Here is a 25,439-nt window from a genome sequence, read left to right on the forward strand (position 1 = left end):
TCGGGTGCGGCAAGTCGAGTTCTCACGGGAATTCGCCGCACAACCCCTACGAAATTCGGAATCGGAGCACTCACATTGCTCGATCGCACGCAGCTTGACCCAGCCGTGGACGCCCACGACGCCGCCGCCGCGATCGCGTCCGAGGCGGCGGACGAGACCCCGCAGGTCTCCGGCTGGCAGCGTCCGCTGAGCTGGCTGCGCCGCGCCGGACAGTTCCTGTTCGCGCTATCGTTCTCGAGCCTCACCCGCCGCATCGTCTCGCTGAACATCGCCGGCCTGCTCGCACTGGTTGCAAGCATCCTGTACCTGTCGCAGTTCCGCGCCGGCCTGATCGACGCGCGCGCGCAGAGCCTCCTGGTGCAGGCCGAGATCATCGCCGGCGCCATCGCCGCCTCGGCCACGGTACAGACCAACACCATCACCATCGATCCCGAGCGCCTGCTCGATCTCAAGCCCGGCGAGAGCTACGGCGCGCCGGACGAATATTCGCCGCTCGACTTCCCGATCAATCCGGAACGGGTCGCGCCGGTGCTGCGCACGCTGATCTCGCCGACCAAGACGCGCGCGCGCATCTATGATCCGAATGGCGGGCTCCTGCTCGACAGCCGCAACCTGGAGAACGTGCTGCGCTTCGACCTGCCGCCGCCGTCGAGCGAGAAGCCCGGCTTCGTCGAGCGTGCGCTGATCTCGGTCCGCACCTGGCTCAATCGCGGCGACCTGCCGCTGTACCGCGAATATGGCCCCGAGAACGGCAACGGCTACGAGGAAGTCGCGGACGCGCTGAAGGGCCAGAAGCGCAGCATGGTGAGGGTCAATTCGCGCGGCGAAGTGATCGTTTCGGTCGCGGTGTCGGTGCAGCGCTCGCGCACCATCCACGGCGCCCTGATGCTGTCGACACAGGGCGACGACATCGACCAGATGGTCACCGCCGAGCGTCTTGCCATTCTGAAGGTCGGCGGCGTCGCCTCCGCCGTCATGATCGTGCTGTCGCTGCTGCTCGCCAGCACCATCGCCGGACCCGTGCGCCGGCTCGCCGACAGTGCCGAGCGGGTCCGCCGCCGCATCAAGACCCGCGTCGAGATTCCCGACTTCACCCGCCGCCGCGACGAGATCGGCCATCTCTCCGGGGCGCTGCGCGACATGACGGACGCGCTCTACAACCGCATCGAGGCGATCGAGATGTTCGCCGCCGACGTTGCCCACGAGCTCAAGAACCCGCTGACCTCGCTGCGCTCGGCGGTCGAGACGCTGCCGCTGGCGCGCAACGACAACAGCCGCGCCCGCCTGCTCGCCGTGATCGAGCACGACGTGAAGCGGCTCGACCGGCTGATCTCCGACATTTCCGACGCCAGCCGGCTCGATGCCGAGCTGCAGCGCCAGGACATGACCCTGGTCGATCTGCGCCGGCTGCTGAACACGCTGACCTCGGTCGCCAACGAGACCAAGCTCGGCACCGACGTCACCGTCGAGGTCCGCTTCGAGGGCCGCGGCGCCAACGACACCTTCTCGGTGCCCGGTCATGATTCGCGGCTCGGCCAGGTGATCTCCAACCTTCTGTCGAACGCGCAATCGTTCTCCGCGGCCGGCGGCAAGGTCCGCATCACCTGCCGGCGCGTGCGCTCGGAGATCGAGATCACCGTCGATGATGACGGCCCCGGCATTCGCGAGGACGCCCTGCAGCGCATCTTCGAGCGGTTCTATACCGACCGGCCGCACCAGGGCTTTGGCCAGAATTCCGGGCTGGGCCTGTCGATCTCCAAGCAGATCATCGACGCCCATGGCGGGCGGATCTGGGCCGAGAACCGGCCCGGCCCTGTTGACGCCGACGGACATCCGACCTCGGCCGGGGCTCGCTTCGTCGTCCGGCTGCCGGCGTCGTGACGAACGAAACGGCGAGCATCCATGCGTCTGCCGTCCAGGTTGGGGAGCAGGCCGTCCTGATCCGGGGCCCCTCCGGTTCCGGTAAATCCCGACTCGCCTTCGATCTGATCCTCGCCGGACGCGCGGGACAGCTGCCGCCAACGGTTCTGGTGGGCGACGACCGTGTTCATCTCGCCACACGCGGCGGGGAAATGTGGGTGAGCCCCGCGCCCGCTCTGGCCGGGCTGATCGAGATCCGCGGCCTTGGAATCCGCGCCTGCGACCATGCGTCGGAGGCGAAACTTGGGCTTGTGGTTGACCTGATGGCCGAGGACGCTGCCCGCCTGCCGAACGCCGAATCGCTTCGGATTCATCTCAACGGTATCGAATTGCCACGGATACCTGTCGGCCCGGGCTTCTCACCCCTCCCGTTGGTTGTAGCGGAACTAATTACCACTCAAGCTTTCATGTTCCGGTAATCTTTCGGCCGATTGTGTGGGGCAAATTGGTAACCATATCAGCCCCACTATCGCGACCGAGTAGACCGCCGCCCCCTCCCATTCTGTATGCCAGAATCCGGGAGACTCGCGAATATGCCCTCTTGCGCGAGGGCTCCGGATGGTCAAAGTGGCGCGTTCGTGCGGTGCACCCAAGGCGCCCGCGAGGAGTATCCGATGATTGGCCTGGTACTGGTGACCCATGGGCGCCTCGCCGACGAGTTCAGGGCGGCGCTGGAACACGTCATGGGTCCTCAAAAACAAATCGAAGCGGTCACGATTGGCGCCGACGATGATTCCGATCTCTGTCGCAGCGACATCATCGAAGCCGTGAACCGCGTCGACACCGGCGACGGTGTCGCCATTCTCACCGACATGTTCGGCGGCACGCCGTCGAACCTCGCCATCTCCTGCATGAGCCGGCCCAAGGTCGAGGTGCTCGCGGGCATCAACCTGCCCATGCTGGTGAAGCTCGCCAAGGTGCGCGAGGAGCGCTCGCTGCCCGACGCCATCGCCATGGCGCAGGAGGCGGGACGCAAATACGTCACCATCGCCAGCCGGGTGCTCGCCGGCAAATGAGCGACGAGGATGCTCAGCAGGACAACGTCGCCGGCCCGGCTGTCCCTGCCGGAGCCATCTCGCGAGAGCTGCTGATCACCAACAAGCGCGGCCTGCATGCGCGGGCCTCGGCGAAATTCGTGCAGATGGTCGAGAAGTTCCAGGCCGAGGTCTGGGTGACGCGCGGCGGCGAGACCGTCGGCGGCCGCTCGATCATGGGCCTGATGATGCTGGCGGCGGCGCCGGGAACCAAGATCCTGGTCTCCGCCACGGGGCCCGAGGCGGAGGCCGCGCTGCAGGCGATCACCGACCTGGTGAACGACAAGTTCCACGAAGAAGGCGTGTAAGGGCCTCCCGAAACGCGTTTCGCCATGCCGCAATGGGGCATTCTACCCGATTTGCGCCTATCCTCGCATCGCGACGCGGTAAGGATGGCATGTCCAGTAGCACTATTCGGCTGAGCGAGGCAGACCTGCGAGCCGTGGCTGAATACGCCGCCCTCTCTGCACATCCGGCGCTGGCGATCTTCGAACGCGACCGACCGGATGATCTTCGTGCACGAGCCGCAATACAGGCCGCCCGAAGCTTTGCGAGCGGCGGGAGTCGGAGCAAATCCCTACGGGATAGCGCGTGGGCGGCGCAGCGGGCGGCAATCGAAGCCCGCGATGAAGGGTTGCGCGCGGCCTATGAGGCCGCTCGCGCTGCCCTCGCCGCGGCGGGCGCGGGCTTCCTTCATCCCCTCGCGAACCCTTCCCAGGTCAAGCACATCCTCGGAGCTGCCGGCCACGCGGCGCGAGCTTTCGAAATCTCGGCCGGAGACGTTCCCGCCGTCGGCGCTGACTACCTCGCGCGATCACGGCTCCTTGCTTCTCGAGAGGTCGTGGACGTCCTCAGGCGTTATCCTGGTCCGCCGCCCGGAGGAGGCCGGGTCGGAGAGCTGATCCGCCAGCTCGATTCCCTGCTCCGGTGATCGGGAGGCCTCGCGCGCAGGAGCGCTTGGCCGGGACGACCGCGGAGCTATCCCCCCGATGCCTGAATATACACCTTCCAAACGATTGCAGGGCCCGCCTGGCCGTGGAAGAAGCGCTGCGTGGTCATGACCAGCGGCTCGGCTTTCGGGGCCTCCTTGGCCATCCAGGCCTCGCAGGCCGCGATCCGGTTGTCGGTGGTGTCGCAGATGCCGATGAACCCCTCGCGCTTGAGGTCCTCCAGCGCGCTCAGGCCGGAACTCCAGGTCTCCTCCGCCGTGGTGGGCACCGTGAACGGCCTTGGGTGGTCCGGGCTGTAGAAGGTCATCGGCGTGTTCATCTCGGCAAAGCCGGCCACCAGCGGCCAGGGCGAGCCGAATCGGCCATGCCAGGCCTTGGTCAGCTCCCGCGCCAGCTCCGAACGGGCGCCATAGCCGGTGGCGCCGTTCGGATTGGCGGCCATCTCGCGCCGGGCAATCCAGGGCGAGGCGATCAGCGTGAGCAGCGACAGGACGAGCCAGACGGCGGCGAGCCGCGGCAGCATGACCGATCGCAGCCGCAGCGCGGGAATTGCGACCAGCGCCAGCGGCACCAGGAAGAACAGCGAGATGCCCCAATCGGTCTTCATGTAGATCGTGAAGGCGAGGCCGCCGAGCGGCGGCCCGACGGCAACGATCGCCTGCACCAGCCAAACATTGATCGCCTGGCTTACATTCACGCCAGGATTGGGACCGCCGCGCCAGTTGCGGAAGGCGAATCGCGGCGGCCAGGCCATCACCAGCGCTGCCAGCGCCACCGGCAAGGCCAGCAGCGCCAGATTGTGGCCGACATAGCCGAGCACGAGCTCGGCGGCGCGGCCGCGATCCGACAGCGTATAGACATCCCCGGCATAGGTGATGGCGACGAAATCGACCCGCCACAGCCACACCAGATGCGGGATCATCGCCACCAGCATGGTGACGATCGCGACCCACGGCGCGGGCGACGCCAGGAAGCGCAACCGTTCCGGGTGCAGCAGCGCCGCAAGGCCGATGGCGCCGATCATGGTCAGCACCCAATATTTGGTCATCAGCGCCGCCGCGCCGGCGAGGCCGAGCCACAGGCCGGAGGCGGCGCTGCGCTTCTCGAACGCGTTGAGATAGGCCAGCACCAGCAGCGGCAGGGTCAGCAGCTGGACCAGGTCGGCGTTGTACTTGAAGCCCTTGAAATTGAAGATCGGGTACAGCGCGACCATCACCACGACGAAGAAGGCGCGGCGGCGGTCGACCACCTTGAGGCTCGCGAGCCAGACGATGACGAGGCCGCTGCCGTTCACGGCCATCGCCAGCGCATACGTCGCCCAGTCCTTGACCGGAAACACCGCGAACCACAGCCCCGCGATCCAGCCCGACAGCGGCGGATGCTTGCCGTAGCCGAGCAGGAAGCGGCTGCCCCAGGCATAGGCCTCGGCGACGTCCATATGGACGTCCTGCGCCGCCTTCAGATTGGTCAGGATCGCCGTCCACAGCACGGCATGGACGATCGCGAAGGTGACGACGACCCAGATCGACGTTGCCGGCGCCGTGGCGCGCGCCACCAGCCAGGCGGAGATTCGCCGCGGTCCGAGACGGCCGCGCATGCGCGCCGCGAGAGGCGGAAGAGAGGTACTCGACATCCGCCCTCGGTAGCCTGTTTTGGCGGCGCGGGGAATCAGCTTGCCGTGAAGAAAGCCCCTGGAAATTCAGCAATATGGTTGCTGGTGAGGGGCTTGGGGTGCTATCTGCGCGACCCATGACGACCGCCCCCATTCCCAACATCCGCAACTTCTCCATCGTCGCCCATATCGACCATGGAAAGTCCACTTTGGCCGACCGCCTGATCCAGATGACGGGCGGGCTGTCGGACCGCGAGATGGCGGGCAAGGAGCAGGTGCTCGATTCGATGGACATCGAGCGCGAGCGCGGCATCACCATCAAGGCGCAGACCGTGCGCCTGCGTTACCATGCCAAGGACGGCAAGGATTACATCTTCAACCTGATGGACACGCCCGGCCACGTCGACTTCGCCTACGAAGTCTCCCGGTCGCTGGCGGCCTGCGAAGGCTCGCTGCTGGTGGTCGACGCCAGCCAGGGCGTCGAGGCGCAGACGCTCGCCAACGTCTACCAGGCGCTCGACAACAATCACGAGATCGTCCCGGTCCTCAACAAGATCGACCTGCCGGCGGCCGAGCCCGAGAAGATCAAGCAGCAGATCGAGGACGTGATCGGTATCGACGCCTCCGACGCGGTGATGATCTCCGCCAAGACCGGCCTCGGCATTCCCGACGTGCTGGAGGCGATCGTCACCCGCCTGCCGCCGCCCAAGGGCGACCGCGAGGCGACCCTGAAGGCGCTGCTGGTCGACAGCTGGTACGACGTCTATCTCGGCGTCGTCGTGCTGGTGCGCATCGTGGACGGCGTGATGAAGAAGGGCCAGCGCGTCCGGATGATGGGCACCGGGGCCGCCTATGACGTCGAGCGCGTCGGCTTCTTCACGCCGAAGATGACGCAGGTCGACGAGCTCGGGCCCGGCGAGATCGGCTTCATCACCGCCGCGATCAAGGAGGTGGCCGACACCCGCGTCGGCGACACCATCACCGACGACCGCAAGCCCGTCTCGGAGATGCTGCCGGGCTTCAAGCCGGCCATCCCGGTCGTGTTCTGCGGCCTGTTCCCAGTCGACGCCGATGATTTCGAAACATTGCGCGCCGCAATGGGCAAGCTCAGGCTCAACGACGCCAGCTTCTCGTTCGAGATGGAGACGTCCGCCGCGCTCGGCTTCGGCTTCCGCTGCGGCTTCCTCGGCCTCTTGCATCTGGAGATCATCCAGGAGCGTCTCTCCCGCGAGTTCGATCTCAACCTGATCGCGACGGCGCCGAGCGTCATCTACAAGATGAAGCTGACCGACGGCGAGGAGATCGAGATCCACAACCCGGTCGACATGCCCGACGTGGTCAAAATCGCCGAGATTCAGGAGCCCTGGATCGAGGCGACGATCCTGACGCCGGACGAATATCTCGGCAGCGTGCTCAAGCTCTGCCAGGACCGCCGCGGCAATCAGAAGGAGCTGACCTACGTCGGCAGCCGCGCGATGGTCAAATACGACCTGCCGCTCAACGAGGTGGTGTTCGACTTCTACGATCGGCTGAAATCGGTCTCCAAGGGCTACGCCTCGTTCGACTATCATTTGACCGACTACAAGCCGGCCGATCTCGTCAAGATGCAGATCCTCGTCAACAACGAGCCAGTCGATGCGCTGTCGATGCTGGTGCACCGGACCCGCGCCGAAGGCCGGGGACGCGCCATGGTCGAGAAGATGAAGGACCTGATCCCGCCGCACATGTTCCAGATCCCGATCCAGGCGGCGATCGGCGGCAAGGTGATCGCGCGCGAGACCGTGCGCGCGCTGCGCAAGGACGTCACCGCGAAGTGCTACGGCGGCGACATCACCCGCAAGCGCAAGCTTCTGGAGAAGCAGAAGGAAGGCAAGAAGAAGATGCGGCAGTTCGGCAAGGTCGACATCCCGCAGGAAGCCTTCATCGCCGCCCTCAAGGTGGATAGCTGAGGCGCGGGCCCGCCCCCTCTCCTGGTTTCATCAGCACGATAGGCTGAAGAAAATCCGGATTCCAAAGCGGAACCAGCGCTCCCGTGCAACTACGGTATCTGTTCCTTAATGGTATCCTGGGACCCTTGCTGCAAAGCAAGGAATGCCCCGAATGTCCCGCCTCCGGTCGATCTCCGCCCGCCTGATCATCGCACTCTCGCTGACCGTCGCCATCGCCTGTGCCGTGCTCGGCACCTTCTCCGTCATCCAGCAGCGCGCTCTGACCCGACTGGCGCTGGAGCAGCAGCTCAAGCTGCAGTTCGACAGCGTGTCGGCCGGCATCGACTATGAAGGCCGCGCCGCGCTGGCGGTCAGCTCCACCCTGGCGGCGCTGCCCCCGATCGCCGACGCCTACCTCAAGGGCGACCGCGACGCGCTTGGCGCCCTGCTCGGCGGCGCCATGACGTCGCTGAAGGCGCAGGGCATTCCGCTGGTGAACGTATGGGCGCCGCCGGCCACCAATTTCTATCGCGTGCATGAGCCCAAGGTGTTCGGCGACGACACCTCGAAGCGCCGCATCACCGTGGTGCAGGCCAACCAGACCGGCCGCCTGATCGCCGGCGTCGAGCAGAGCCGGCTGTCGCTCGGCATCTTCGGCATGACCCCGATCGTGCGCGACGGCAAGGTGATCGCCACCGTCGACGTCGGCGCCGCCTTCGGCAAGGAATTCGTCGAGCGCGCCAAGCAGCGCTTCGGCATCGATCTCGCCGTCTACTGGATCAACGACGGCCAGCCGAAGCGGCTGTCCTCGACGTTCGGCGACGAGACCGTCGCCACCCCGGACGAGGTGCTCGCGGTGTTCAAGGGCACGGCGCTGCTGCGCGATGCCACCCTGGCCGGCAAGCCCGCCGCGGTCTATGCCGGCCAGATCAGGAACTACGCCGGCGACCCGATCGCCGTGCTGGAGCTGATCAAGGACACCACCGCCTATGAGGCCGCAGCCAGCAGCGCGCAGCAGCAGCTGATCATCGGCACGGTCGTAATCCTGCTGCTCGCCGTCATCGTCGCGCTGTTCGTCGCCCGCGGCATCTCGCGCCCGTTGGTCGCCATCACCGCCGTCATGCACCGGCTGTCGAGCGGCGACACCGAGGTCGCGATCCCCGGCGGCCAGCGCAAGGACGAGCTCGGCACGATGGCGCAGGCGGTCGACGTGTTCCGCCGCAACATGATCGAGACGGCCAGCCTGCGCGAGGCGCAGGAGGCGACGCAACACCGCGCCGAGCAGGAGAAGCAGGCGCTGCAGCGGCAGATGGCCGACCGGTTCGAGGCCGACGTCAAGGGCGTGGTGTCCTCGGTTGCCAAGGCCACGGCGGACATGGAGCGCGTCGTCCACGAGATCACGGTCAGCGTCAACGGCACCTCGCAGCGCGCAGCGGCCGCCGCTGCCGCGTCCGAGGAAGCCTCGAGCGGCGTGTCGACCGTCGCTGCGGCCTCCGAGGAGCTCGCCTCCTCGGTGACCGAGATCGGCCGCCAGGTCGCGCATTCCAGCAAGGTGGCCGATGCCGCGGTCGTCAAGGCGCGCCAGACCACCGAGATGGTCGGCAGCCTCGCCGCAGCCGCCGAGAGGATCGGCGACGTGTTGCGCCTGATCGACGCGATCGCGAGCCAGACCAACCTGCTGGCGCTCAACGCGACCATCGAGGCGGCGCGTGCCGGCGAGGCGGGCCGCGGCTTCGCGGTCGTGGCAGCCGAGGTCAAGGAGCTGGCCGGACAGACCGCCAAGGCGACGGAGGAGATCGCCGGCCAGGTCACCTCGATCCAGGCCGCGACGTCCGACTGCGTGACCGCCATCGGCGGCATCAGCACAACGATCCAGGAGATCAGCGGCATTGCCGCGACCATCGCCGCCGCTGTCGAGCAGCAAGACTCGGCGACGCGCGAGATCGCGCGCAGCGTCCAGCAGGCGGCGTCCGGGACCAACGAGGTGTCGCAGAACGTCGTCGGCGCCAGTGACGCCGCCGAGCAGTCACGCGAGCTCGCCGACCACGTCATGGTCGCCACGCGCGACCTCGGCAAGCGTGCGAACGACCTGTTCAAGAGCGTCGACACCTTCCTCGCCGGCCTGCGCAGGGCGGCGTAGCAGGCGACTTTCGCCATCCCGCCCTCTTGGCTCGCAGCCTTCCGACGCGGCGAGCTCCAAAATCGTCGTCGTCCCCGCGTTCGCGGGGACGACGCTGGTGATGAGGTAACAGCCGGGCTCCCGCTTCAATCGCCGGTCGTGAGCGCAAAGCCCTCGTCGAGCCAGCCGGTGATGCCGCCGATCATCATCTTCACGGGCCGTCCCAGCCGCGCAAGCCGGATCGCGGCGCGGTTGGCGCCGTTGCAGTGCGGGCCGGCGCAGTAGACCACGAACAGCCTGTCCTTCGCGTACTCGGCCATCCGGTCCGCGGTCATGGTCCGGTGCGGGATGTTGATGGCGCCGGTGATGTGCCCCTTGGCAAACGAGGCCGGGCCCCTGACATCCACCAGGATGAAGTCCGGAGCTGCTGCATGCAGACTCTCGTGCACGTCCCAGCAATCGGTCTCGAATGAGAGCATCGCCTCGAAATGGGCGAGCGCCTGGGCTGACGGGGCTGCGGGCACCTCGGTGACATGGGTCGTCATCGTCTCTCTCCTGCGACGTTGCGTGAGCTCCTCCAATCTCGCGCGCTACCCGGGGCGACCCAAGTGACGGATCGGACAAAGTTCGGTAAGTTTCCGCCAATGCCCCGCGCCGCAACCCATGCTCCACACCCGAATCCGGGATTGGTCGCCGTCATCACCTATGACGGGCTGTGCACGTTCGAGTTCGGCATCGCGGTCGAAGTCTTCGGGCTGCCGCGGCCGGAGTTCGACTTCCCTTGGTACCGGTTCACGGTGGTCTCTGCCGAAGCGCGGCGTGCCCGCGCGACCGGCGGCATCGTCGTCGAGGCCGGCGCGCCCCTGTCACGCCTGAAGCAGGCCAGCACGATCATCGTTCCAGGATGGCGCGACCGCACCGAGCGGCCGCCCGAGCGCCTGCTGCGCGCCATCGCGCAGGCGGCCGCGCGCGGCGCGCGGTGCTTGTCGATCTGCTCCGGCGTGTTCGTTCTGGCCGCCGCTGGCCTGCTCGACGGCAGGCGCGCCACCACGCATTGGCGGCACATTCCCGACCTGAAGCGGCTCTATCCGAATATTCGCGTCGAAGAGGACACGCTCTATGTCGACGAGGGCAATGTCATCACCTCAGCCGGCAGCGCGGCGGGCATCGACGCCTGCCTGCATCTGGTCCGGCGCGATTTCGGCAGCAAGGTTGCGAACAGCGTTGCCCGGCGGCTGGTGATGCCGCCGCACCGGGACGGCGGGCAGGCGCAATACGTCGTCGCACCGGTCCAGGCCCGCCCGGGACGGACGATCGGCGACGTCATGGATTGGGCACGGGCGCGACTGGCGCAGCCGATTGCGGTCAACGCGATGGCAAAACGCGCCGGGATGAGCGAGCGGACCTTGCTGCGGGCGTTCCAGGACAGCACGGGCGCGAGCCCTGCGGCCTGGCTGCAGCAGGAGCGCATGACGCGGGCGCGGGAGCTGCTGGAGAATGCGACGCTCTCCCTGGCGGACATCTCGGCGCAGTGCGGCTACCGGTCGCTCGAAACGTTTCGCGTCGCTTTCCGGCGCATCGTCGGAACGTCGCCCGCGGCCTATCGGCGGCGCTTCGAGGCGCGTCCAACAGCGGCCAACGTCGCTCGCTCAAGCCACCAGCGCGTTGCCGGGTGAGGTGCCGTCCATGGCATCCCGCTGCGCCTGCAAGAGCCGGACGATGTCGACATTGGGCCGGGGCCGGCTGAACAGATAGCCCTGCCCTTCATGGCAGCCCTCGGCGCGCAGACAGCGCAGCTCCGCCTCGGTCTCGACGCCCTCGGCCGTGATGATGACGCCGAGCCCCTTGCCCAGGCTGACGATCGAGCGGACGATCGCCTGCGCCTCGCGATTGGCCGCGAGACCGCGGATGAAGGACTGATCGACCTTGATCTTGTCGAACGGAAAGCTGCGCAGATAGCTGAGGCTGGAATAGCCAGTGCCGAAATCGTCCATCGAGATGCGCACGCCCAGCGCGCGCAGCGCATGCAGGGTGGCCAGGACCTGGCCGCTCTTCTCCAGCACCAGAGTCTCGGTGATCTCGAGCTCGAGCCGGCTCGGCGGCAGGCCCGACTGCTTCAGCACGTCCATCACCAGCGACAGCACGTTGCCGACGCGGAACTGCAGCGGCGACATGTTCACGGCGACACGGACGTCGTCCGGCCATTTCGCGGCGTCGTTGCAGGCGTGCCGCAACATCGCGCGGCCGAGCGCCGAAATCAGGCCGGTCTCCTCGGCGACCGGGATGAACTCCGACGGCGGGATCATGCCGCGCTCTGGATGCGGCCAGCGCGCCAGCGCCTCGAAACCGGTGATGCGTCCGGTCGAGAGGTCGATCAGCGGCTGATAATGCGGCTGCAGCACGTCGCGCTGGATGGCCTCGCGCAGCTCGGATTCGATCTTACGCCGGCTCTGCGCCCGCGCATCCATGCCGGATTCGAAATAGCTGAAGGAGCCGCGCGTCTCGTTCTTCGCGCGCGACAGCGCCATGTCGGCATTCTTGAGCAGCTTTTCGGCGTCGTCACCATCGTTCGGCGCCATGGCGATTCCGATCGTAGCGCCGATCGTCACCGAGTTGCCGTCGATGAGATAGGGATCGGCGATCGCCTCCAGCAGCCGGCGGCAGAGCTGGGCCGCATCCTCCGGCCGCGCCTGCCCGCCCTGCACCACCGCGAACTCGTCGGAGTTCAGTCGCGCGACGATGTCCTCCTGGCGCAGGACCGAGCGCAGCCGCTTGCCGACCCCGCGCAACAGCCGGTCGCCGACCGCGTGGCCGAGGGTATCGTTGATCGACTTGAAATTATCGAGGCCGAGCACCAGCACGGCGATCTTCTCGGAGCCGCGCCGCATCTGGGTGAGCTTGTCATCGATCTTCTGGCGCAGCAGGTTGCGGCTCGGCAGGCCGGTCAGTGCGTCGTGCTGGGCCAGGAAGGCGAGCCGCGCCTCGGCGCGCTTGCGTTCGGTGATGTCCATCAGCGCCAGCAGCACCGCGGGCTGGGCATTGTGGACGAGATGGCGCGAATAGATCGCGAGATCGATCAGGGCGCCGTCGGCGCGGACATGCTTCCAGGTGCGCGCCGCCTGGTCCTCGCTGGACTGCTCGCCTGCCCAGGGCGGCTCGCTATCATAGGCCTGCAGGCTGCGGATGCTGAGCCGCTCGAAGGCGTCCCGGCTATAGCCGTAATGCTGGGCCGCCGCTTCGTTGACGCCGAGCACGCGCCCATCATCCGTCGCGCAGACGATCATCGGCACCGGATTGCCGTCGAACAGCAGGCGGAACGACTCCTCGCGCTGCTTCAATTCGGTGATGTCGACGCGCAGGCCAACGATGCCGCCATCGCCGGTCAGACGCTCCTCGATCAGGATGGTACGGCCGTCCGACAGCTTCTGCTCGTGGCGACCGCTCGGATGGAACAGCTTTTCGAGCCGCTCGGCGATCCACTCCTCCTCGCGGCCCGCGGCTTCCGGATAGTCGCCGCGGGCAACGCCGATCCGGATCGTATCCTGCAGCCGGGCGCCGGATTCGAACAGGTCCGAGCTGCGGTTGTAGATTTCGGCGTATTTCTTGTTCCAGAGAATGTAGCGGCCGTCGGCGTCGAGGAACACGATCCCCTCGGGAAGAATGTCGATCGCTTCGATGAGCCGATCATGCGCCTTCTTCGCCTCGGCCATCGCCGCTTCGGCGCACTTGCCGCCGATCTCATCGACGGGGGCGAGCTTGCGCAAATTGTGCCGACGCAATCTCGGGCTTGGCTTGACCGGGTGAACTGCATCGCGGGCGCTTGGCACGCGATTGCGCTTTTTTGCCGTGGGTGGCCGAACGGGCCGCATCGCGTGCCTCACTCTCCTTCTCGAACGGCAGTTTTCGGCCACGTTTCTGAAAAAATGGTATCTTGATGCAGGGCGCGACAGCCACTGGTTACGGGAACAGGTGGATGCACTCGCGCATTTGGAGAGTTGAGACTTGCGCGGAGGATCAACCAAGGGCTGCTGTACAACCAGCGATAAGTGACGTCGGTTGCCACGGGCCAGAAAAGACCCGCATACCGTGCAATGGCCCTGCGCTTATTGTTCATTTACCGAACGAACTCACGCAATTGAGCCGTGTTCAGCCGGTTCCGCCAATCCGGCAGCAGGGTTAGAGCCAGGTTAAAACGGCCCGAATGACCCGCTGTTGACGTAGAATTGGGCAACTCGGCCGGTCGGCAGACGCTACACTGGCGCCATGCATGTCCGCCTGATTCTGGTCGCCATCATCAGTTCGGCCGTCATTGCCGTGGCGGCCCCGGCCCATGCCCAGGACAAGGGCAGCGTCGAGCCAAAGGCCCTGCCGCCATTGGCGCATCCGGACGATCCGAATACGCCGGCCAAGGAGCTGTTCGCCCGGAGGATCCTGCCGTCGGCGCAACCGACCAGGGTGATCGGCACCTATAATCGCGGCTGCATCGCCGGAGCCGAGCGAATGCCGGTCAACGGCGAGGGCTGGCAGGTGATGCGGCTGTCGCGCAACCGCAATTTCGGCCATCCCAACCTGATCGCGCTGCTGAAGCGGCTGGCGACCCGCGCGCACAAGGATGCCGGCTGGCCCGGCATCCTGGTCGGCGACATCGGCCAGCCGCGCGGCGGACCAGCGCTGTCCGGCCATGCCAGCCATCAAATCGGGCTCGACGCCGACATCTGGCTGACGCCGATGCCTGACCACAGGCTGTCGCGCAACGAGCGCGAGGAGATGTCGGCGGTCATGATGGTTCGGCCTGATCGCCTCGATGTCGATCCGCGGGTGTTCACGAAGGGCCACGTCGCCGTGATCCGCGCCGCGGCCCAGGAGCCGTCGGTGCAGCGCATCTTCGTCAACGCCGCGATCAAGAAGGCGCTGTGCCGGGACGCGAGGGGGGACCGTAGCTGGCTCACCAAGGTGCGGCCGTGGTGGGGCCACGACTATCACTTCCACATCCGCATGGTGTGCCCGCCGGGCAATCCGGACTGCCACGGCCAGACCAACCAGGAGGGCGGCGATGGCTGCGGCGACCTCGACTATTGGTTCTCGGATGCGGTGCTGCATCCGCTGCCGCCGAAAGAGCCCCCTAAGCCGCCGCAACCGCTGACGATGGCGCAACTGCCGCCTGGCTGCCGAGCGGTGCTGCATGCGCCGGACGCCAAGAATTGATTCGGCCGACGCTGCCGTGATTGGGAGTCGCAGCGGCGGGACGATTGCCATAGGATGATATTGCTCGCGCCGTCAGCGCGGCGATCGAAGGGGATGACGGTCCCTCCACCTCCTGTTATCGCGGTATCAAGATGCCGCGCGCCGCTGCGCGGCGTAACAGTCGCGAGTCCGTCATGATCCTGATCCGTCCCGCCACGACCGCCTTCCTCGTTACGGTGGCCGCGAACTCGGCTGCGGTTGCCGCCGAACCGAGCGGCTGCGACAAGTTCAAATGGGACATCGCGCGCGAGCACGCCGCGCTGACCGCAGCCGACCGCGAGAAGCTCGTATCTGGCGCCGAGATGGCCGTTATTCCCGCGACCGGGATTGTGCTGGAGCTGCGTCCGACGGCTGACGCCAAGCTGGCGATGCCGCCGGAGCGCGCGCCCAGGGACGGCAGCTTCGCCGGCCTCACGCGGATCGCCGGAGCGCCCAAGGCCGGCGTCTACACCATCAGCCTGTCGGCCGCGGCCTGGATCGACGTGGTGCAGGACGGCAAGATCCTCAAGCCGGCCGGCTTCAGCGGCGCCACCGATTGCGACGGCATTCGCAAGACCATGAAGTACGAGCTGGGATCAAAGCCTTTCGTGCTGCAGGTCAGCGGCGCGCCGGAGAATGCGATCTCGATCGCCGTCCTGCCGGCGGCAGAATGACGCTCACACCCCTGCGACCGACGACCAGACACTGGCCAGCTTGCGCTTCATCCGCTCCTTGCGCGTCAGCACCGGCACATCCTCCTCGTCCTCCGGCAGACGCAGTCCGACCACGTTGACGCGGCCGCCGGAGATCGAGCGGGCGACCAGCACGATGGTGTCGAGCGCCACGGTCGCGCCTTCCTTCGGCGCGTTGTCGAGATGGATGTCGAAATAGTCGGCGAGCGTCAGCTTGTCCTCGCCCTCGCCGAGCTTGACGCCGTAGATGCCGGCGACCTCGTCGAGCGTATGCTCGGCCGAGACCATGAAGTCGCCGAGCAGATGCGGGTCGGGCGCGGCCGACGGCGGCATGTCGACGAAGAAGCGGTCGAGCGACTCGGCCTTTTCCGGCGGCGCCAGCAGATAGAGATAGTCCCCCGGCGCGATCGGCTCGGCCTCGGGCGGCGACAGAATCTGCTCGTTACGGATCACCAGGGTCGGCTTCGACCAGGACGGGATCAGGCCGCGGCGGAAGTACAGGCTCTTGGAGCGGATCGAATAGCCGACCAGCTGCTGCTCGAGCTGGCCGGGCAGATCGAGCTCGATGCGGCGCGGGCCCCGATCCGTGCGCGGCAGCGCCACGTGCAGCTTGCGCGCGGCCACGCCGAGCGTCCAGCCCTGCGCCAGCAGCGAGATGATCACGACCACGAACGCGACGTCGAAATAGAGATAGGCGCTGGACAGGCCGACCAGCAGCGGGATCGAGGCGAGGAAGATCGCGACCGCGCCGCGCAGGCCGGTCCAGGCGATGAACGCCTTCTCCCGCCAGTTGAAGCGGAACGGATAGAGGCAGACAAACACCGCAACGGGTCGCGCCACCAGCATCAGCATCAGCGCAACAGCAATCGCCGGCAGGAGGCTGTCGAGCAGCCGCTGCGGCGACACCAGCAGCCCGAGCAGCACGAACATCACGATCTGGGCGAGCCACGTCGCGGCGTCGAGGAAGGTGACGACAGAGTTGTGCGCGCGGGTCGGCCGGTTGCCGACGATGAGGCCGGCGAGATAGACCGCGAGGAAGCCGGAGCCGTGGGCGATCTGCGCCATGCCGAAGATCACCAGCGCGGCCGTGGTCACGAACGGCGCGTGGAGGCCCTGCGGCAGCGCGACCTTGTTGAGGCCGATGACGACGAGGCGGCCGCCGACGATGCCGAACAGCGTGCCGAGCACCGCCTCGCGGATCAGCTCGAACACGAAATGTCCGAACGACCCGTGACCGACCGAGATCAGCTCGACCAGCATCAGGGTGAGGAACACCGCGAACGGATCATTGCTGCCGGACTCCGCCTCCAGCGTGGCACCGACACGCGGGCGCAGCCGCAGGCCCTGGGCGTGGACCAGCAGGAACACGGCCGCCGCATCCGTCGAGGCGATGACGGCGCCGACCAGCATCGCCTCGGTCCAGCCGAGGTCGAGGGCATATTTCGCCACGGGCGCGGTGATGAAGGCGGTCATCAGCACGCCGACGGTCGCAAGCACCATCGAGGGCGCCAGCACGGTGCGGATGCTCTGGAAGCGCGTACGCAGACCGCCGTCGAACAGGATCAGCGCCAGCGCGACGGAGCCCACCAGATAGGTGGTACGGACGTCCTGAAATTCGATATGACCAGGGCCGGAATCGCCCGCCAGCATGCCGATCACCAGGAACACCAGCAGCAGCGGTGCGCCGAAGCGCAACGCCAGCAGGCTCGACAGGATGCCGGCCATCACGAGGACCGCACCGAGGAGGATCGCAATGCTGACGGCGTCGAGGGATGACATGAAAAAACGTTGATGGATCCGAGTTTTACATCCTTATCGTCGCCACACTTGCACGCCAACCGGATTTGCTCTTATCGCGGCGATATGCCCATTTTTCCATCCTTGCCCGCGTTCGGGGTATATTTCGCGGCAATCGCCTGTGACGAAAACGAACTAAATTCCGCTGATCCGGCCAACCCGCGCCACTGTTCCCCTCCGAGACCCCGCTGATGGACCTCGACCTGAAAGACGTTCTCGACTTCCTGCAGACCGTTGGCCGCTCGATCGGCGCCGAGGTCACCTCGCCGTGGTTCTATCTTCAACTCGGACTGGTGCTGAGCGGCGCCGGCATCGCCTTTGCGGCGAGCGCCGCCGTGCGTGCGCGCATCGACCTGACTTCGCTGGCGATGGGCTGGCCTGGCCCGCTGCGGCAGCTGCTACGGGTGCTGCTGGAGAGCGTCACCACGGTCGTGTTCGTGATCCTGATGCGGATCGCCCGCACCGGCATGTTGCTGTGGACCTGGCCGAGCCGCAGCTACCTGCTCGCCGTCGCGCTCAAGCTGGCGCTCGCCTGGCTCGTGATCCGGCTGATCACCTCGGTGATCCGCAGCACCTTCATCGTGCAGATCGTGTCGATCTCGGCCTGGCTGGTGGCCGCGCTCAGCATCATCGGCCAGCTCGACAACGTCGTCGACGCGCTCGATTCCATCTCTGTCGTGCTCGGCGGCCTCAGGCTGACGCCGCTGCTGGTGATCAAGCTCGGCGTGCTGCTGCTCGCGGTGCTGTGGCTGACCAACATCGCCAGCAATTTCGTCGAGAGCCGCATCACGCGCTCGACGGACCTGACGCCGTCGATCCAGGTGCTCCTGATCAAGATGGTCCGCATGGGCCTGATGATCCTCGGCGTCGCGATTGCGATCAGCGCCGTCGGCATCAACCTGTCGGCGCTCGCGATCTTCTCCGGCGCCGCCGGTGTCGGTATCGGCCTCGGCCTGCAGCGCATCGTCGCCAATTTCGTCGCGGGCATCATCCTGCTGGCCGACAAATCGGTGAAGCCGGGCGATCTCGTCACCATCGGCGACAGCTCGGGACGCATCAGCGCGATGAACACGCGCTATATCTCGGTCGCCGCCGGCGACGGCCGCGAGTTCCTGATCCCGAACGAGGACCTCGTCACCCAGAAGGTGACCAACTGGACCTACACCGACAAGAACACGCTGGTGAAGGTCAATTTCGGCACCAACTACGACGCCGATCCCCGGGTCGTCTGCAAGCTCGCCACCGAGATCGCGGCCGAGACGCCGCGCACCTTGAAATCGAAGGCGCCGAACTGCCTGCTGACCGAGTTCACCGAGGCCGGCATGAAGTTCTCGCTGACCACATGGATCGCCGACCCCAGCTACATGGACAGCGTCAAGAGCGAGGTGATGCTGGCGCTGTGGGAGGCCTTCAAGCGCGAGGGCATCAGGGTGCCGTATCCGGTGCGAGAGCTTCGCGTTCGCGGAGGTGCGCTGCCGGTGGAGACCACGCTGGAGGTGCCGACCGGCTAGGCGGCAGATCCGGCCGTGCACACCCGGCTTGCACCGGCCGGCACGATCATTAAATTAGGCGATCACCCCGCGACACCCCTGAGAACGAAACAGGCCCATGAACTATATCGAAGCGACCGACACCGCTGCGCGCAAGAACGGCCAGATCAAGCTGCACGGCCCGAGCGGCTTTGCCGGCATGCGCAAGGCCGGCGCGCTGGTGTCGAAGTGCCTCGATGCGCTCACCGACATCGTCAAGCCGGGCGTGCCGACCTCGCGGATCGACGATTTCGTCCGGGACTTCGCCTTCAGCCACGGCGCCTATCCGGCGACGCTGATGTATCGCGGCTATCGCTACTCGACCTGCACGTCGATCAACCACGTGGTCTGCCACGGCATGCCGAACGACCGGCCGCTGAAGGAAGGCGACATCATCAATGTCGACGTCACCTTCATCGTCGACGGCTGGTACGGCGATTCCAGCCGCATGTATGCGATCGGCCCGATCGCGCGCAAGGCCGAGCGGCTGATCGAGGTCACCTACGAATCGATGATGCGCGGCATCGCCGCGGTGAAGCCCGGCGCCACCACCGGCGACATCGGCCACGCGATCCAGAGCTTCGTCGAGCCGCAGGGCATGAGCGTGGTGCGCGACTTCTGCGGCCATGGTCTCGGCCGGCTGTTCCATGACGAGCCGAACATCATCCATGTCGGCCGTCCCGGCGAGGGCGTGCTGCTCAAGCCCGGCATGTTCTTCACCATCGAGCCGATGATCAATCTCGGCAAGCCGCATGTGAAGATCCTGTCCGACGGCTGGACCGCGGTGACGCGGGACCGCTCGCTGTCGGCGCAGTTCGAGCATTCGGTCGGCGTCACCGCCGACGGCGTCGAGATCTTCACGCTCTCGGAGCGCCATGGAGAGAAGCCGCTGACGCAGGTGTGAGCGGGCTCCTGGCCGAATGGCCGCCGGGCGTCCGATTGTTGCCATGCCCGGCTGATCGACTGCCGCTTCCGTCGCATGCGACTGCGGGAGGCTGCTCTGACCAACGCAACACGCCGTGGCGTTCTCGGCCTGCTCTCGGCGGGCGCAGCGCTGCTGACGCCGCCGGCGCGCGCAGCGTCGGAGACAGCTCCCGCATCGGCGAATGCCGACGACGCCTGCATCCTGACGCCGCAGTCGGAATCCGGTCCCTATTATCTCGATCCCAAGCTGGTGCGCGCCGAGATCGCCGAGGATCGGCCGGGCGTGCCGCTCAGGCTGCGCCTTCGCGTCATCGAGGCCGGCTCCTGCGCGCCACTCCCCGGCGCGCGCGTCGACATCTGGCACTGCGATGCCCGCGGCATCTATTCGGGCTATCCTGGCCAGAGCGACACTCACAAGCTCGACCAGAGCGGAAAGACGTTCCTGCGCGGCACGCAGATGGCCGACGCCGCCGGCTGGGCCGGCTTCAGGACCATCTATCCCGGCTGGTATGCCGGCCGCGCCACCCACATCCACTTCAGGGTGTTTGTCGACGAGGCCACGGTGCTGACCGGACAAACCTTCTTTCCCGAGGCGCTGAACGAGTTCATCTACACCAACGTGCCCGACTACACCGGACGGCCCAAGCAGCGACTGGTCATCAATGCCAATGACCGCGTCGCGACCGAGGCCGATCCCGATCACCGCGCGCATTGCGCGGTGAAGGAGGAGCGCGATCACTATCTGGCGACCCTCACGTTGGCCGTAAGCCGCAACCCGGCCGCCGCGGTCGAGATGCCCACTGGCAAGTTGCCACCCGCACCCTGGATCAAGGACCGGCTGGCGGCGCTGGTGCCCGGGCTCAAGCGCAGCCCGTTCTGATCATTTCGGCTCGGTGAACTGATAGGCCAGCGCCGCGAGCGGCAGCGCCGTGCCGAGCGCGGCGGCGGCCGTCCAGCCGCCATGCGCATATGCCCAGGCACCGAGGCCGGAACCCGCCGCCCCGGCGACGAAGAAGGTGGTCATATAGAGCCCGTTCAGCCGGCTGCGCTGGCCGGCGCCGAGCACGAACAGCACGCGATAGCCGAGGATGAGGCTGAGCTGCGCGCCGCAATCGATGGCGATGGCGGCGATCACCAGCGTGGCCAGCGAGCCGTTCGTTCCGAGTGGAACCGAAAGCGTCAACGCGAAGCCGATCGCGCACATCAGCATCGATGCGACGGTCGCCGGTCGCGTCCAGCCGCGATCGGCGATGCGGCCGGCGACCGGCGCCATGATCGCGCCGGCGACGCCGGCCAGCGCGAACAGGGCGATGCCGGTCTGCGACATCCGGAAATCGGACCCGGCCAGCAGCAGCGGGGACGTGGTCCAGAACACGCTGAAGCCGCCGAACAGCGCGGCCTGGTAGAGCGCGCGGCGGCGCAGCGCCGGCGTGTCGCGATAGAGCTCGACCATCGAGCCGAGCAGCTGGCCGTAGCTCAGCCGCACCTGCGGCTCACGCGGTGGCAGGGCGAGGCGCAACACCCCGGCCAGGATCACCATGGCGAGGGCCGAGGCCGCATAGATCACGTGCCAGGAGGCATGCGCCGCGACGAAGCTCGCGAGCGGCCGTGCCAGCATGATGCCGAGCATCAGGCCGGTGGTGACGTTGCCGACGGTGCGGCCGCGGATCGCCTCCGGCGCCATGTGCCCGGCATAGGGGATCAGGATCTGCACCGCGACCGAGCCGAAGCCGATCAGCAGCGCCGAGAGCAGGAATGTCGACGGGCTCGTCGCCAGGGCCGCACAACCGAGCGCGGCCGCGCCGACGATGATGGTCATGATGACGAGCTTGCGGTTCTCGATGAGATCGCCGAGCGGCACCACGAACAAGAGACCTGCGCCGTATCCGATCTGGCTCATCGTCACCAGCAGTCCCGCAAGCTGCGGCCGCAGCCCGAGGTCGGCGCTGATCGGCCCGATCAGCGGCTGCGCGTAATAGATGTTGGCGACGATCAGCCCGCAGGAAAAGGCCAATAGCAGCGTGATCCAGGCGGACAGCGAGTCGCCGGAATCGGACGTGATGGTGGTCAACGCGGATCTCTCTCGGGCGGAAACGGCAGGCCATAGGGCCTTATGAGAACAGAGGCTGTCGAGCTGTGATTTTGCATCGCAGCATTCAAGCCTGACATAGGTGCTGAGGTCCCCGGCCCCAATTCACGTCTACGTGGGCTCGGCACCGGGCAAGCCGTGATCAAAAGCGAGCGTGCCCGACGAGCCCTGCGGACGTCGAGCCCGCGCCGGCTACGGCGCGCCGCGCGCCTCCGTCTCCGTCTCGGCGGTCCGCCGGCCGCCGATCAGTCGCGGCAGCAGCATGGGCACCCGCCGGCGGTAGCGCTGGTAGGTGTCGCCGAACTGGGCGATCAGATCGCGCTCCTCGAGCTGCAGCCCGACCAGGATGTAGGCTGTGCTGAGGGCGGCGAACAGCAGGTGGCCGACCGACATCTCCGGCGTGGCCCAGAAGGCGAGCAGGAAGCCCAGCATCAGCGGGTGGCGCACCAGCCGATACAGCAGCGGCGTTCTGAAAGGCTGCGCCGTCCCGGCGCTGCCGCGGAGGGCGAGCACGGCCTGGCGGAGGCCGAACAGATCGAAATGATCGATCATGTAGGTCGAGGAGAGCGCGATCAGCCAGCCGAGCCAATGCACGCCGGTCAGCACGCCCGCTGCGACACCCTCGACGTGCCAGACCGGACTCGGGATCGGACGCCATTGCCAGAACAGCAGCAGCAGGATCAGGCTGGACAGCAGCACATAGGTGCTGCGCTCGGCCGCCGCCGGAATGATGCGCGTCAACGCGCGCTTGAACGCCGGCCGCGCCATCACGCTGTGCTGGATCGCGAACAGCGCCAGCAGCAGCGCGTCGACGACGACGGCCTCGGTCACGGCGCTGGACACGCCCACGTCGATCGACTTGGCCGTGAGATAGTTGTAATTGCCGACGAAACCGACCGCCCACACGAACGACCCAAGAAAGACGGCATAGCTCGCGACGGCGTAGAGCATGATGAGGAGACGCCCGGACATGAAGGTTTCCTTGTTGCTGCGAGGACGGCGTGGCGTTGATCGAGACGCCCGATCCTGGGATCGGTCGCGTCTCGCGCGAGCCTGAGCCCTTACCAATCGACCGTCCCCCGAGCGTCCCCCGAACGCAGCCACCCAGGTCGCACCCCCGATGGTTCAGTTCCGCGTCCGGACATTAGGCTTTCCCGAGCTGCATCGCGACGGCCAGCCGTGCCCGCTGGCGCTGCGCAAGGGCCTCGCTCTGCTGGTCTATCTGGCGGAGGCGAAAGGCCCTGTCGCGCGGGACGTCCTGGCGACGATGCTCTGGCCGGAGTGTTCCGAGGAGGTCGCGCGGGCGCGGCTGCGCCGCCTGTTGCACCGGCTCCAGCTCACACTCGGCGACGGCTGCCTCACCATCGATCGCGCGACGATTCGGTGGGCGGAAGCGGTCGAGCTGGAGGTCCAATCGGCGCTTTTCGAAACGGCGTGCGACCGCGGCGAATTCGAGCTGGCCTGCCGCCTCTATTCCAGTGACTTCCTGGACGGCTTCGCGCCCGGCGACTGTCCGCAGTTCGAGGAATGGGCGTTCTTCCGGCGTGAAGCCTTGCGCGGCCGGGCGGTCCAGGCGCTGGAGCGCGTGGTGCGGGATCGCAGCGCGGCCGGCGACCATGCCGCGGCTGCGGTCCACGCCGGACGCCTCGTCGCGTTCGACCCGCTCAGCGAGGTCTATGGCCGCGCCCTGATCCGCAGCCTGATGCTGGCCGGCGACCGCGCCGCCGCCCAGCGCCATCTCGACGCCCTGACGCAGCGCCTGCGCGACGAGCTCGGTGTCGCTCCCGAAACCGACACGCTGGCGCTGCTGGCGCAGGGCGTTGCGGCGCAAGGCGACAGCGCACCGCCGACGCGCTATGTCCTGGGCGGCGGCGTTCATCTCGCCTATCAGACCTACGGCACAGGTTCGCAGGACATTCTGCTGCTGCCCGGCTTCGTCTCGCATGTCGAGCGGATCTGGGAGGAGCCGCACTGCCGGGCCTTGCTGTCCGCGCTCGCCAGAATCGGCCGCCTGATCCTGTTCGATCGCCGCGGCATCGGGCTCTCCGACCGGGTCGGTTTCAGCCCCAGCGTGGAGGCGACGGCGCGCGACATCGCGACCGTGCTCGACGCCGCCGGCAGCCGGCGCACGGTGCTGCTCGGCGCCTCCGAGGGCGGACCGGCCTGCATCACCTTCGCGGCCGACCATCCCGAACGAGTCGCCGGGCTGATCCTGTTCGCCTCGCTCGCCAAGGGCAGCGCCGCGCCCGGCTATCCGCATGCGCTGCAGGCCAGCCAGTACGGCATCTGGCTGCGGCAGCTGGTGGCCGAATGGGGCGGCCCCGCCGGCATCGAAACATTCGCACCGAGTCTGGCTGGCGATCCCCAGGCGCGCGCCTGGTGGGCCGGACTGCTTCGCGCGGCATCCAGCCCCGGCGCCATCAAGGGCCTGCTCGAAGCCTTCAGGGATACGGACGTCCGCCACCTGCTCGCCCGGGTCGCTGCACCGACCCTGGTGCTGCACCGTCGCCACGATCGCGCCGTGCTCGTCGGGGCCGGGCGGCATCTCGCCAGCCATATCCGTCACGCGCGCTTCGTCGAGCTCGACGGCGCCGACCATTGGATGTTCGCCGGCGACCAGAGGCCGGCCCTCGCCAGCATCGACGCCTTCATCGGCAGTCTGCAGCCATAAGCAGGATCGCCCGACGGACGAGAAGGACGTCGTCCGGTGCTGCTCACGCTCGTGATCCTGTTCGGCCTCGGGCGGGTGCTGTTCTGGCTCGGCTATGCCAGCGGCGGCGCGGGCCGCGCCTTCGGCTTTGCGCTCACCTTCTACCCCACCGCGTTTTCTCTCATCGTCGGCCTCGCCATCGTGCTGACCGGACGCGCGGCCTAGCAAGGCGCGCCCTGCGGGGCGCGAGCACTTCGAGGTTGCAAAAATGCGGCGTCACGGCATGCTGACGCCGATGCCCGAGAAAGCCCCTCCTCCCAACGATACGCCGCCGGACACGCCGCACTATCACGGCCACCGTCAGCGGCTGCGCGAGCGCTTTCACAGCGCCGGTCCCGACGCGCTCAACGACTACGAGCTGCTGGAGATGGTGCTGTTCGCCGCGCTGCCGCGGCGCGACGTCAAGCCGCTGGCGAAGGCGCTGCTCAAGACGTTCGGATCGTTCGCCGAGGTGATCCACGCGCCGGAGCCGCGGCTGCGCGAGATCGACGGCGTCGGCGACGCCTCGATCACCCAGCTCAAGCTGATCGCCGCCGCCGCGCACCGCATCGCCAAGGGCGAGGTGCGGCAGAAGCACGCGCTGGCGTCATGGCAGGACGTCATCACCTATTGCCGCACCAGCATGGCGTTCGCCGACAAGGAGCAGTTCAGGCTGTTATTTCTCGACAAGCGCAACCAGCTGATCGCCGACGAGGTGCAGCAGACCGGCACCGTCGATCACACGCCGGTCTATCCGCGCGAGGTGATCAAGCGCGCGCTCGAATTGTCGGCCACTGCGATCATCCTGGTGCACAACCATCCCACTCACGTTTCCACGTGCATGTTCGATCACGCTTAATCACTTAAAATCATTGTATATTTCTTGATTGCGGGTTCTGGGCCGCAGTACCTTTGGTGAGCGGAACGAGAACG

The 25,439-nt window shown here is 67.1% G+C and carries 22 protein-coding genes; 16 read left to right on the forward strand and 6 right to left on the reverse strand.

Going from position 1 to position 25,439, the window contains the following annotated elements:
• Window positions 1-75: 75 nt before the first annotated feature.
• The 5 genes from QW863_RS31485 to QW863_RS36050 all read left to right on the forward strand — a co-directional run bounded on the left by QW863_RS31485 (window position 76) and on the right by QW863_RS36050 (window position 3,885).
• Window positions 76-1,881 carry a sensor histidine kinase gene (locus tag QW863_RS31485; protein WP_315715323.1) on the forward strand — a complete coding sequence of 602 codons (1,806 nt, stop codon included), beginning with the start codon at window positions 76-78 and terminating at the stop codon, window positions 1,879-1,881.
• Window positions 1,878-2,339, forward strand: a complete 462-nt coding sequence (locus QW863_RS31490) for an HPr kinase/phosphatase C-terminal domain-containing protein (RefSeq protein WP_315715322.1) — start codon at window positions 1,878-1,880, stop codon at window positions 2,337-2,339. The genes QW863_RS31485 and QW863_RS31490 overlap by 4 nt, the downstream gene beginning before the upstream one ends.
• A gap of 195 nt (window positions 2,340-2,534) precedes the next feature.
• Complete coding sequence (locus tag QW863_RS31495; RefSeq protein WP_006611446.1) at window positions 2,535-2,936, forward strand: PTS sugar transporter subunit IIA; 402 nt, start codon at window positions 2,535-2,537, stop codon at window positions 2,934-2,936.
• The gene (locus QW863_RS31500) at window positions 2,933-3,262 is read left to right on the forward strand and encodes an HPr family phosphocarrier protein (RefSeq protein WP_315715321.1); all 330 of its coding nucleotides are present in this window, start codon (window positions 2,933-2,935) and stop codon (window positions 3,260-3,262) included. The genes QW863_RS31495 and QW863_RS31500 overlap by 4 nt, the downstream gene beginning before the upstream one ends.
• A gap of 89 nt (window positions 3,263-3,351) precedes the next feature.
• Window positions 3,352-3,885 (forward strand): putative immunity protein, encoded by a 534-nt coding sequence (locus QW863_RS36050; protein ID WP_409998353.1) that lies wholly within the window; start codon window positions 3,352-3,354, stop codon window positions 3,883-3,885.
• A gap of 47 nt (window positions 3,886-3,932) precedes the next feature.
• Here QW863_RS36050 and QW863_RS31505 read toward each other — a convergent pair whose 3' ends face one another.
• Window positions 3,933-5,537, reverse strand: a complete 1,605-nt coding sequence (locus QW863_RS31505) for a glycosyltransferase family 39 protein (protein ID WP_315769676.1) — start codon at window positions 5,535-5,537, stop codon at window positions 3,933-3,935.
• Between the two features lie 116 nt (window positions 5,538-5,653).
• Here QW863_RS31505 and lepA point away from each other — a divergent pair, with 116 nt between their 5' ends.
• Both lepA and QW863_RS31515 read left to right on the forward strand, forming a co-directional pair.
• Window positions 5,654-7,465, forward strand: a complete 1,812-nt coding sequence (lepA, locus tag QW863_RS31510; RefSeq protein ID WP_315715319.1) for a translation elongation factor 4 — start codon at window positions 5,654-5,656, stop codon at window positions 7,463-7,465.
• A gap of 151 nt (window positions 7,466-7,616) precedes the next feature.
• Window positions 7,617-9,584 (forward strand): methyl-accepting chemotaxis protein, encoded by a 1,968-nt coding sequence (locus QW863_RS31515; RefSeq protein ID WP_315715318.1) that lies wholly within the window; start codon window positions 7,617-7,619, stop codon window positions 9,582-9,584.
• A gap of 125 nt (window positions 9,585-9,709) precedes the next feature.
• On the opposite strand, the gene QW863_RS31520 is transcribed toward QW863_RS31515, so the two are convergent.
• Window positions 9,710-10,108: a rhodanese-like domain-containing protein gene (locus QW863_RS31520; RefSeq protein ID WP_315715317.1), complete on the reverse strand. Its 399-nt coding sequence runs from the start codon at window positions 10,106-10,108 to the stop codon at window positions 9,710-9,712.
• 99 nt (window positions 10,109-10,207) lie between these two features.
• On the opposite strand from QW863_RS31520, the gene ftrA reads away from it, so the two are divergent.
• Window positions 10,208-11,239 (forward strand): transcriptional regulator FtrA, encoded by a 1,032-nt coding sequence (gene ftrA, locus QW863_RS31525; RefSeq protein WP_315715316.1) that lies wholly within the window; start codon window positions 10,208-10,210, stop codon window positions 11,237-11,239.
• Here ftrA and QW863_RS31530 read toward each other — a convergent pair.
• Window positions 11,213-13,432, reverse strand: coding sequence for a putative bifunctional diguanylate cyclase/phosphodiesterase (locus tag QW863_RS31530; protein WP_315715315.1), 2,220 nt, complete (start codon window positions 13,430-13,432; stop codon window positions 11,213-11,215). The two genes, ftrA and QW863_RS31530, sit on opposite strands and share 27 nt — an antisense overlap.
• 394 nt (window positions 13,433-13,826) lie before the next feature.
• On the opposite strand from QW863_RS31530, the gene mepA reads away from it, so the two are divergent.
• Together mepA and QW863_RS31540 are read left to right on the forward strand one after the other, a co-directional pair.
• A complete protein-coding gene (gene mepA, locus QW863_RS31535) occupies window positions 13,827-14,768 on the forward strand; it encodes a penicillin-insensitive murein endopeptidase (protein WP_315715314.1) in 942 nt (313 codons plus the stop codon).
• Between the two features lie 173 nt (window positions 14,769-14,941).
• Window positions 14,942-15,460, forward strand: a complete 519-nt coding sequence (locus tag QW863_RS31540) for a hypothetical protein (protein ID WP_315715313.1) — start codon at window positions 14,942-14,944, stop codon at window positions 15,458-15,460.
• 3 nt (window positions 15,461-15,463) lie between these two features.
• Here the strand turns inward: QW863_RS31540 and QW863_RS31545 are convergent, their stop codons facing one another.
• Entirely contained in the window at window positions 15,464-17,257 is a 1,794-nt protein-coding gene (locus tag QW863_RS31545; RefSeq protein ID WP_315715312.1) for a potassium/proton antiporter, read from the reverse strand.
• A 209-nt stretch (window positions 17,258-17,466) separates the two neighbouring features.
• Here QW863_RS31545 and QW863_RS31550 point away from each other — a divergent pair, with 209 nt between their 5' ends.
• The 3 genes from QW863_RS31550 to QW863_RS31560 all read left to right on the forward strand — a co-directional run bounded on the left by QW863_RS31550 (window position 17,467) and on the right by QW863_RS31560 (window position 20,608).
• Window positions 17,467-18,786, forward strand: a complete 1,320-nt coding sequence (locus tag QW863_RS31550; RefSeq protein WP_315715311.1) for a mechanosensitive ion channel family protein — start codon at window positions 17,467-17,469, stop codon at window positions 18,784-18,786.
• A gap of 97 nt (window positions 18,787-18,883) precedes the next feature.
• Window positions 18,884-19,708 carry a type I methionyl aminopeptidase gene (gene map, locus QW863_RS31555; RefSeq protein ID WP_315715310.1) on the forward strand — a complete coding sequence of 275 codons (825 nt, stop codon included), beginning with the start codon at window positions 18,884-18,886 and terminating at the stop codon, window positions 19,706-19,708.
• 96 nt (window positions 19,709-19,804) lie between these two features.
• A complete protein-coding gene (locus QW863_RS31560) occupies window positions 19,805-20,608 on the forward strand; it encodes an intradiol ring-cleavage dioxygenase (RefSeq protein WP_315715435.1) in 804 nt (267 codons plus the stop codon).
• On the opposite strand, the gene QW863_RS31565 is transcribed toward QW863_RS31560, so the two are convergent.
• Window positions 20,609-21,799: an MFS transporter gene (locus tag QW863_RS31565; RefSeq protein WP_315715309.1), complete on the reverse strand. Its 1,191-nt coding sequence runs from the start codon at window positions 21,797-21,799 to the stop codon at window positions 20,609-20,611. It abuts the gene before it with no gap.
• Between the two features lie 210 nt (window positions 21,800-22,009).
• Window positions 22,010-22,789 carry a methanethiol S-methyltransferase gene (gene mddA, locus QW863_RS31570; RefSeq protein WP_315715308.1) on the reverse strand — a complete coding sequence of 260 codons (780 nt, stop codon included), beginning with the start codon at window positions 22,787-22,789 and terminating at the stop codon, window positions 22,010-22,012.
• 148 nt (window positions 22,790-22,937) lie between these two features.
• Here mddA and QW863_RS31575 point away from each other — a divergent pair, with 148 nt between their 5' ends.
• From QW863_RS31575 to QW863_RS31585, 3 genes are all read left to right on the forward strand, one after another.
• Window positions 22,938-24,488 (forward strand): alpha/beta fold hydrolase, encoded by a 1,551-nt coding sequence (locus QW863_RS31575; RefSeq protein WP_315715307.1) that lies wholly within the window; start codon window positions 22,938-22,940, stop codon window positions 24,486-24,488.
• 36 nt (window positions 24,489-24,524) lie between these two features.
• Complete coding sequence (locus QW863_RS31580; protein WP_315715306.1) at window positions 24,525-24,692, forward strand: hypothetical protein; 168 nt, start codon at window positions 24,525-24,527, stop codon at window positions 24,690-24,692.
• Window positions 24,693-24,762: 70 nt separating this feature from the next.
• Complete coding sequence (locus QW863_RS31585) at window positions 24,763-25,365, forward strand: RadC family protein (RefSeq protein ID WP_315769707.1); 603 nt, start codon at window positions 24,763-24,765, stop codon at window positions 25,363-25,365.
• Window positions 25,366-25,439: the final 74 nt, after the last annotated feature.

This window comes from Bradyrhizobium sp. SZCCHNR1017, assembly GCF_032381375.1.
Taxonomy (GTDB): Bacteria; Pseudomonadota; Alphaproteobacteria; order Rhizobiales; family Xanthobacteraceae; genus Bradyrhizobium.

Excerpts from the sequence above, each read along its gene's own strand:
- QW863_RS31495 (WP_006611446.1), top strand. The coding sequence starts at position 2,535 with ATGATTGGCCTGGTACTGGTGACCCATGGGCGCCTCGCCGACGAGTTC.
- QW863_RS31500 (WP_315715321.1), top strand. The coding sequence starts at position 2,933 with ATGAGCGACGAGGATGCTCAGCAGGACAACGTCGCCGGCCCGGCTGTC.
- QW863_RS36050 (WP_409998353.1), top strand. The coding sequence starts at position 3,352 with ATGTCCAGTAGCACTATTCGGCTGAGCGAGGCAGACCTGCGAGCCGTG.
- QW863_RS31505 (WP_315769676.1), bottom strand. The coding sequence starts at position 5,537 with ATGTCGAGTACCTCTCTTCCGCCTCTCGCGGCGCGCATGCGCGGCCGT.
- lepA (WP_315715319.1), top strand. The coding sequence starts at position 5,654 with ATGACGACCGCCCCCATTCCCAACATCCGCAACTTCTCCATCGTCGCC.
- QW863_RS31515 (WP_315715318.1), top strand. The coding sequence starts at position 7,617 with ATGTCCCGCCTCCGGTCGATCTCCGCCCGCCTGATCATCGCACTCTCG.
- QW863_RS31520 (WP_315715317.1), bottom strand. The coding sequence starts at position 10,108 with ATGACGACCCATGTCACCGAGGTGCCCGCAGCCCCGTCAGCCCAGGCG.
- ftrA (WP_315715316.1), top strand. The coding sequence starts at position 10,208 with ATGCCCCGCGCCGCAACCCATGCTCCACACCCGAATCCGGGATTGGTC.
- QW863_RS31530 (WP_315715315.1), bottom strand. The coding sequence starts at position 13,432 with ATGCGGCCCGTTCGGCCACCCACGGCAAAAAAGCGCAATCGCGTGCCA.
- mepA (WP_315715314.1), top strand. The coding sequence starts at position 13,827 with ATGCATGTCCGCCTGATTCTGGTCGCCATCATCAGTTCGGCCGTCATT.
- QW863_RS31540 (WP_315715313.1), top strand. The coding sequence starts at position 14,942 with ATGATCCTGATCCGTCCCGCCACGACCGCCTTCCTCGTTACGGTGGCC.
- QW863_RS31545 (WP_315715312.1), bottom strand. The coding sequence starts at position 17,257 with ATGTCATCCCTCGACGCCGTCAGCATTGCGATCCTCCTCGGTGCGGTC.
- QW863_RS31550 (WP_315715311.1), top strand. The coding sequence starts at position 17,467 with ATGGACCTCGACCTGAAAGACGTTCTCGACTTCCTGCAGACCGTTGGC.
- map (WP_315715310.1), top strand. The coding sequence starts at position 18,884 with ATGAACTATATCGAAGCGACCGACACCGCTGCGCGCAAGAACGGCCAG.
- mddA (WP_315715308.1), bottom strand. The coding sequence starts at position 22,789 with ATGTCCGGGCGTCTCCTCATCATGCTCTACGCCGTCGCGAGCTATGCC.
- QW863_RS31575 (WP_315715307.1), top strand. The coding sequence starts at position 22,938 with ATGGTTCAGTTCCGCGTCCGGACATTAGGCTTTCCCGAGCTGCATCGC.
- QW863_RS31585 (WP_315769707.1), top strand. The coding sequence starts at position 24,763 with ATGCCCGAGAAAGCCCCTCCTCCCAACGATACGCCGCCGGACACGCCG.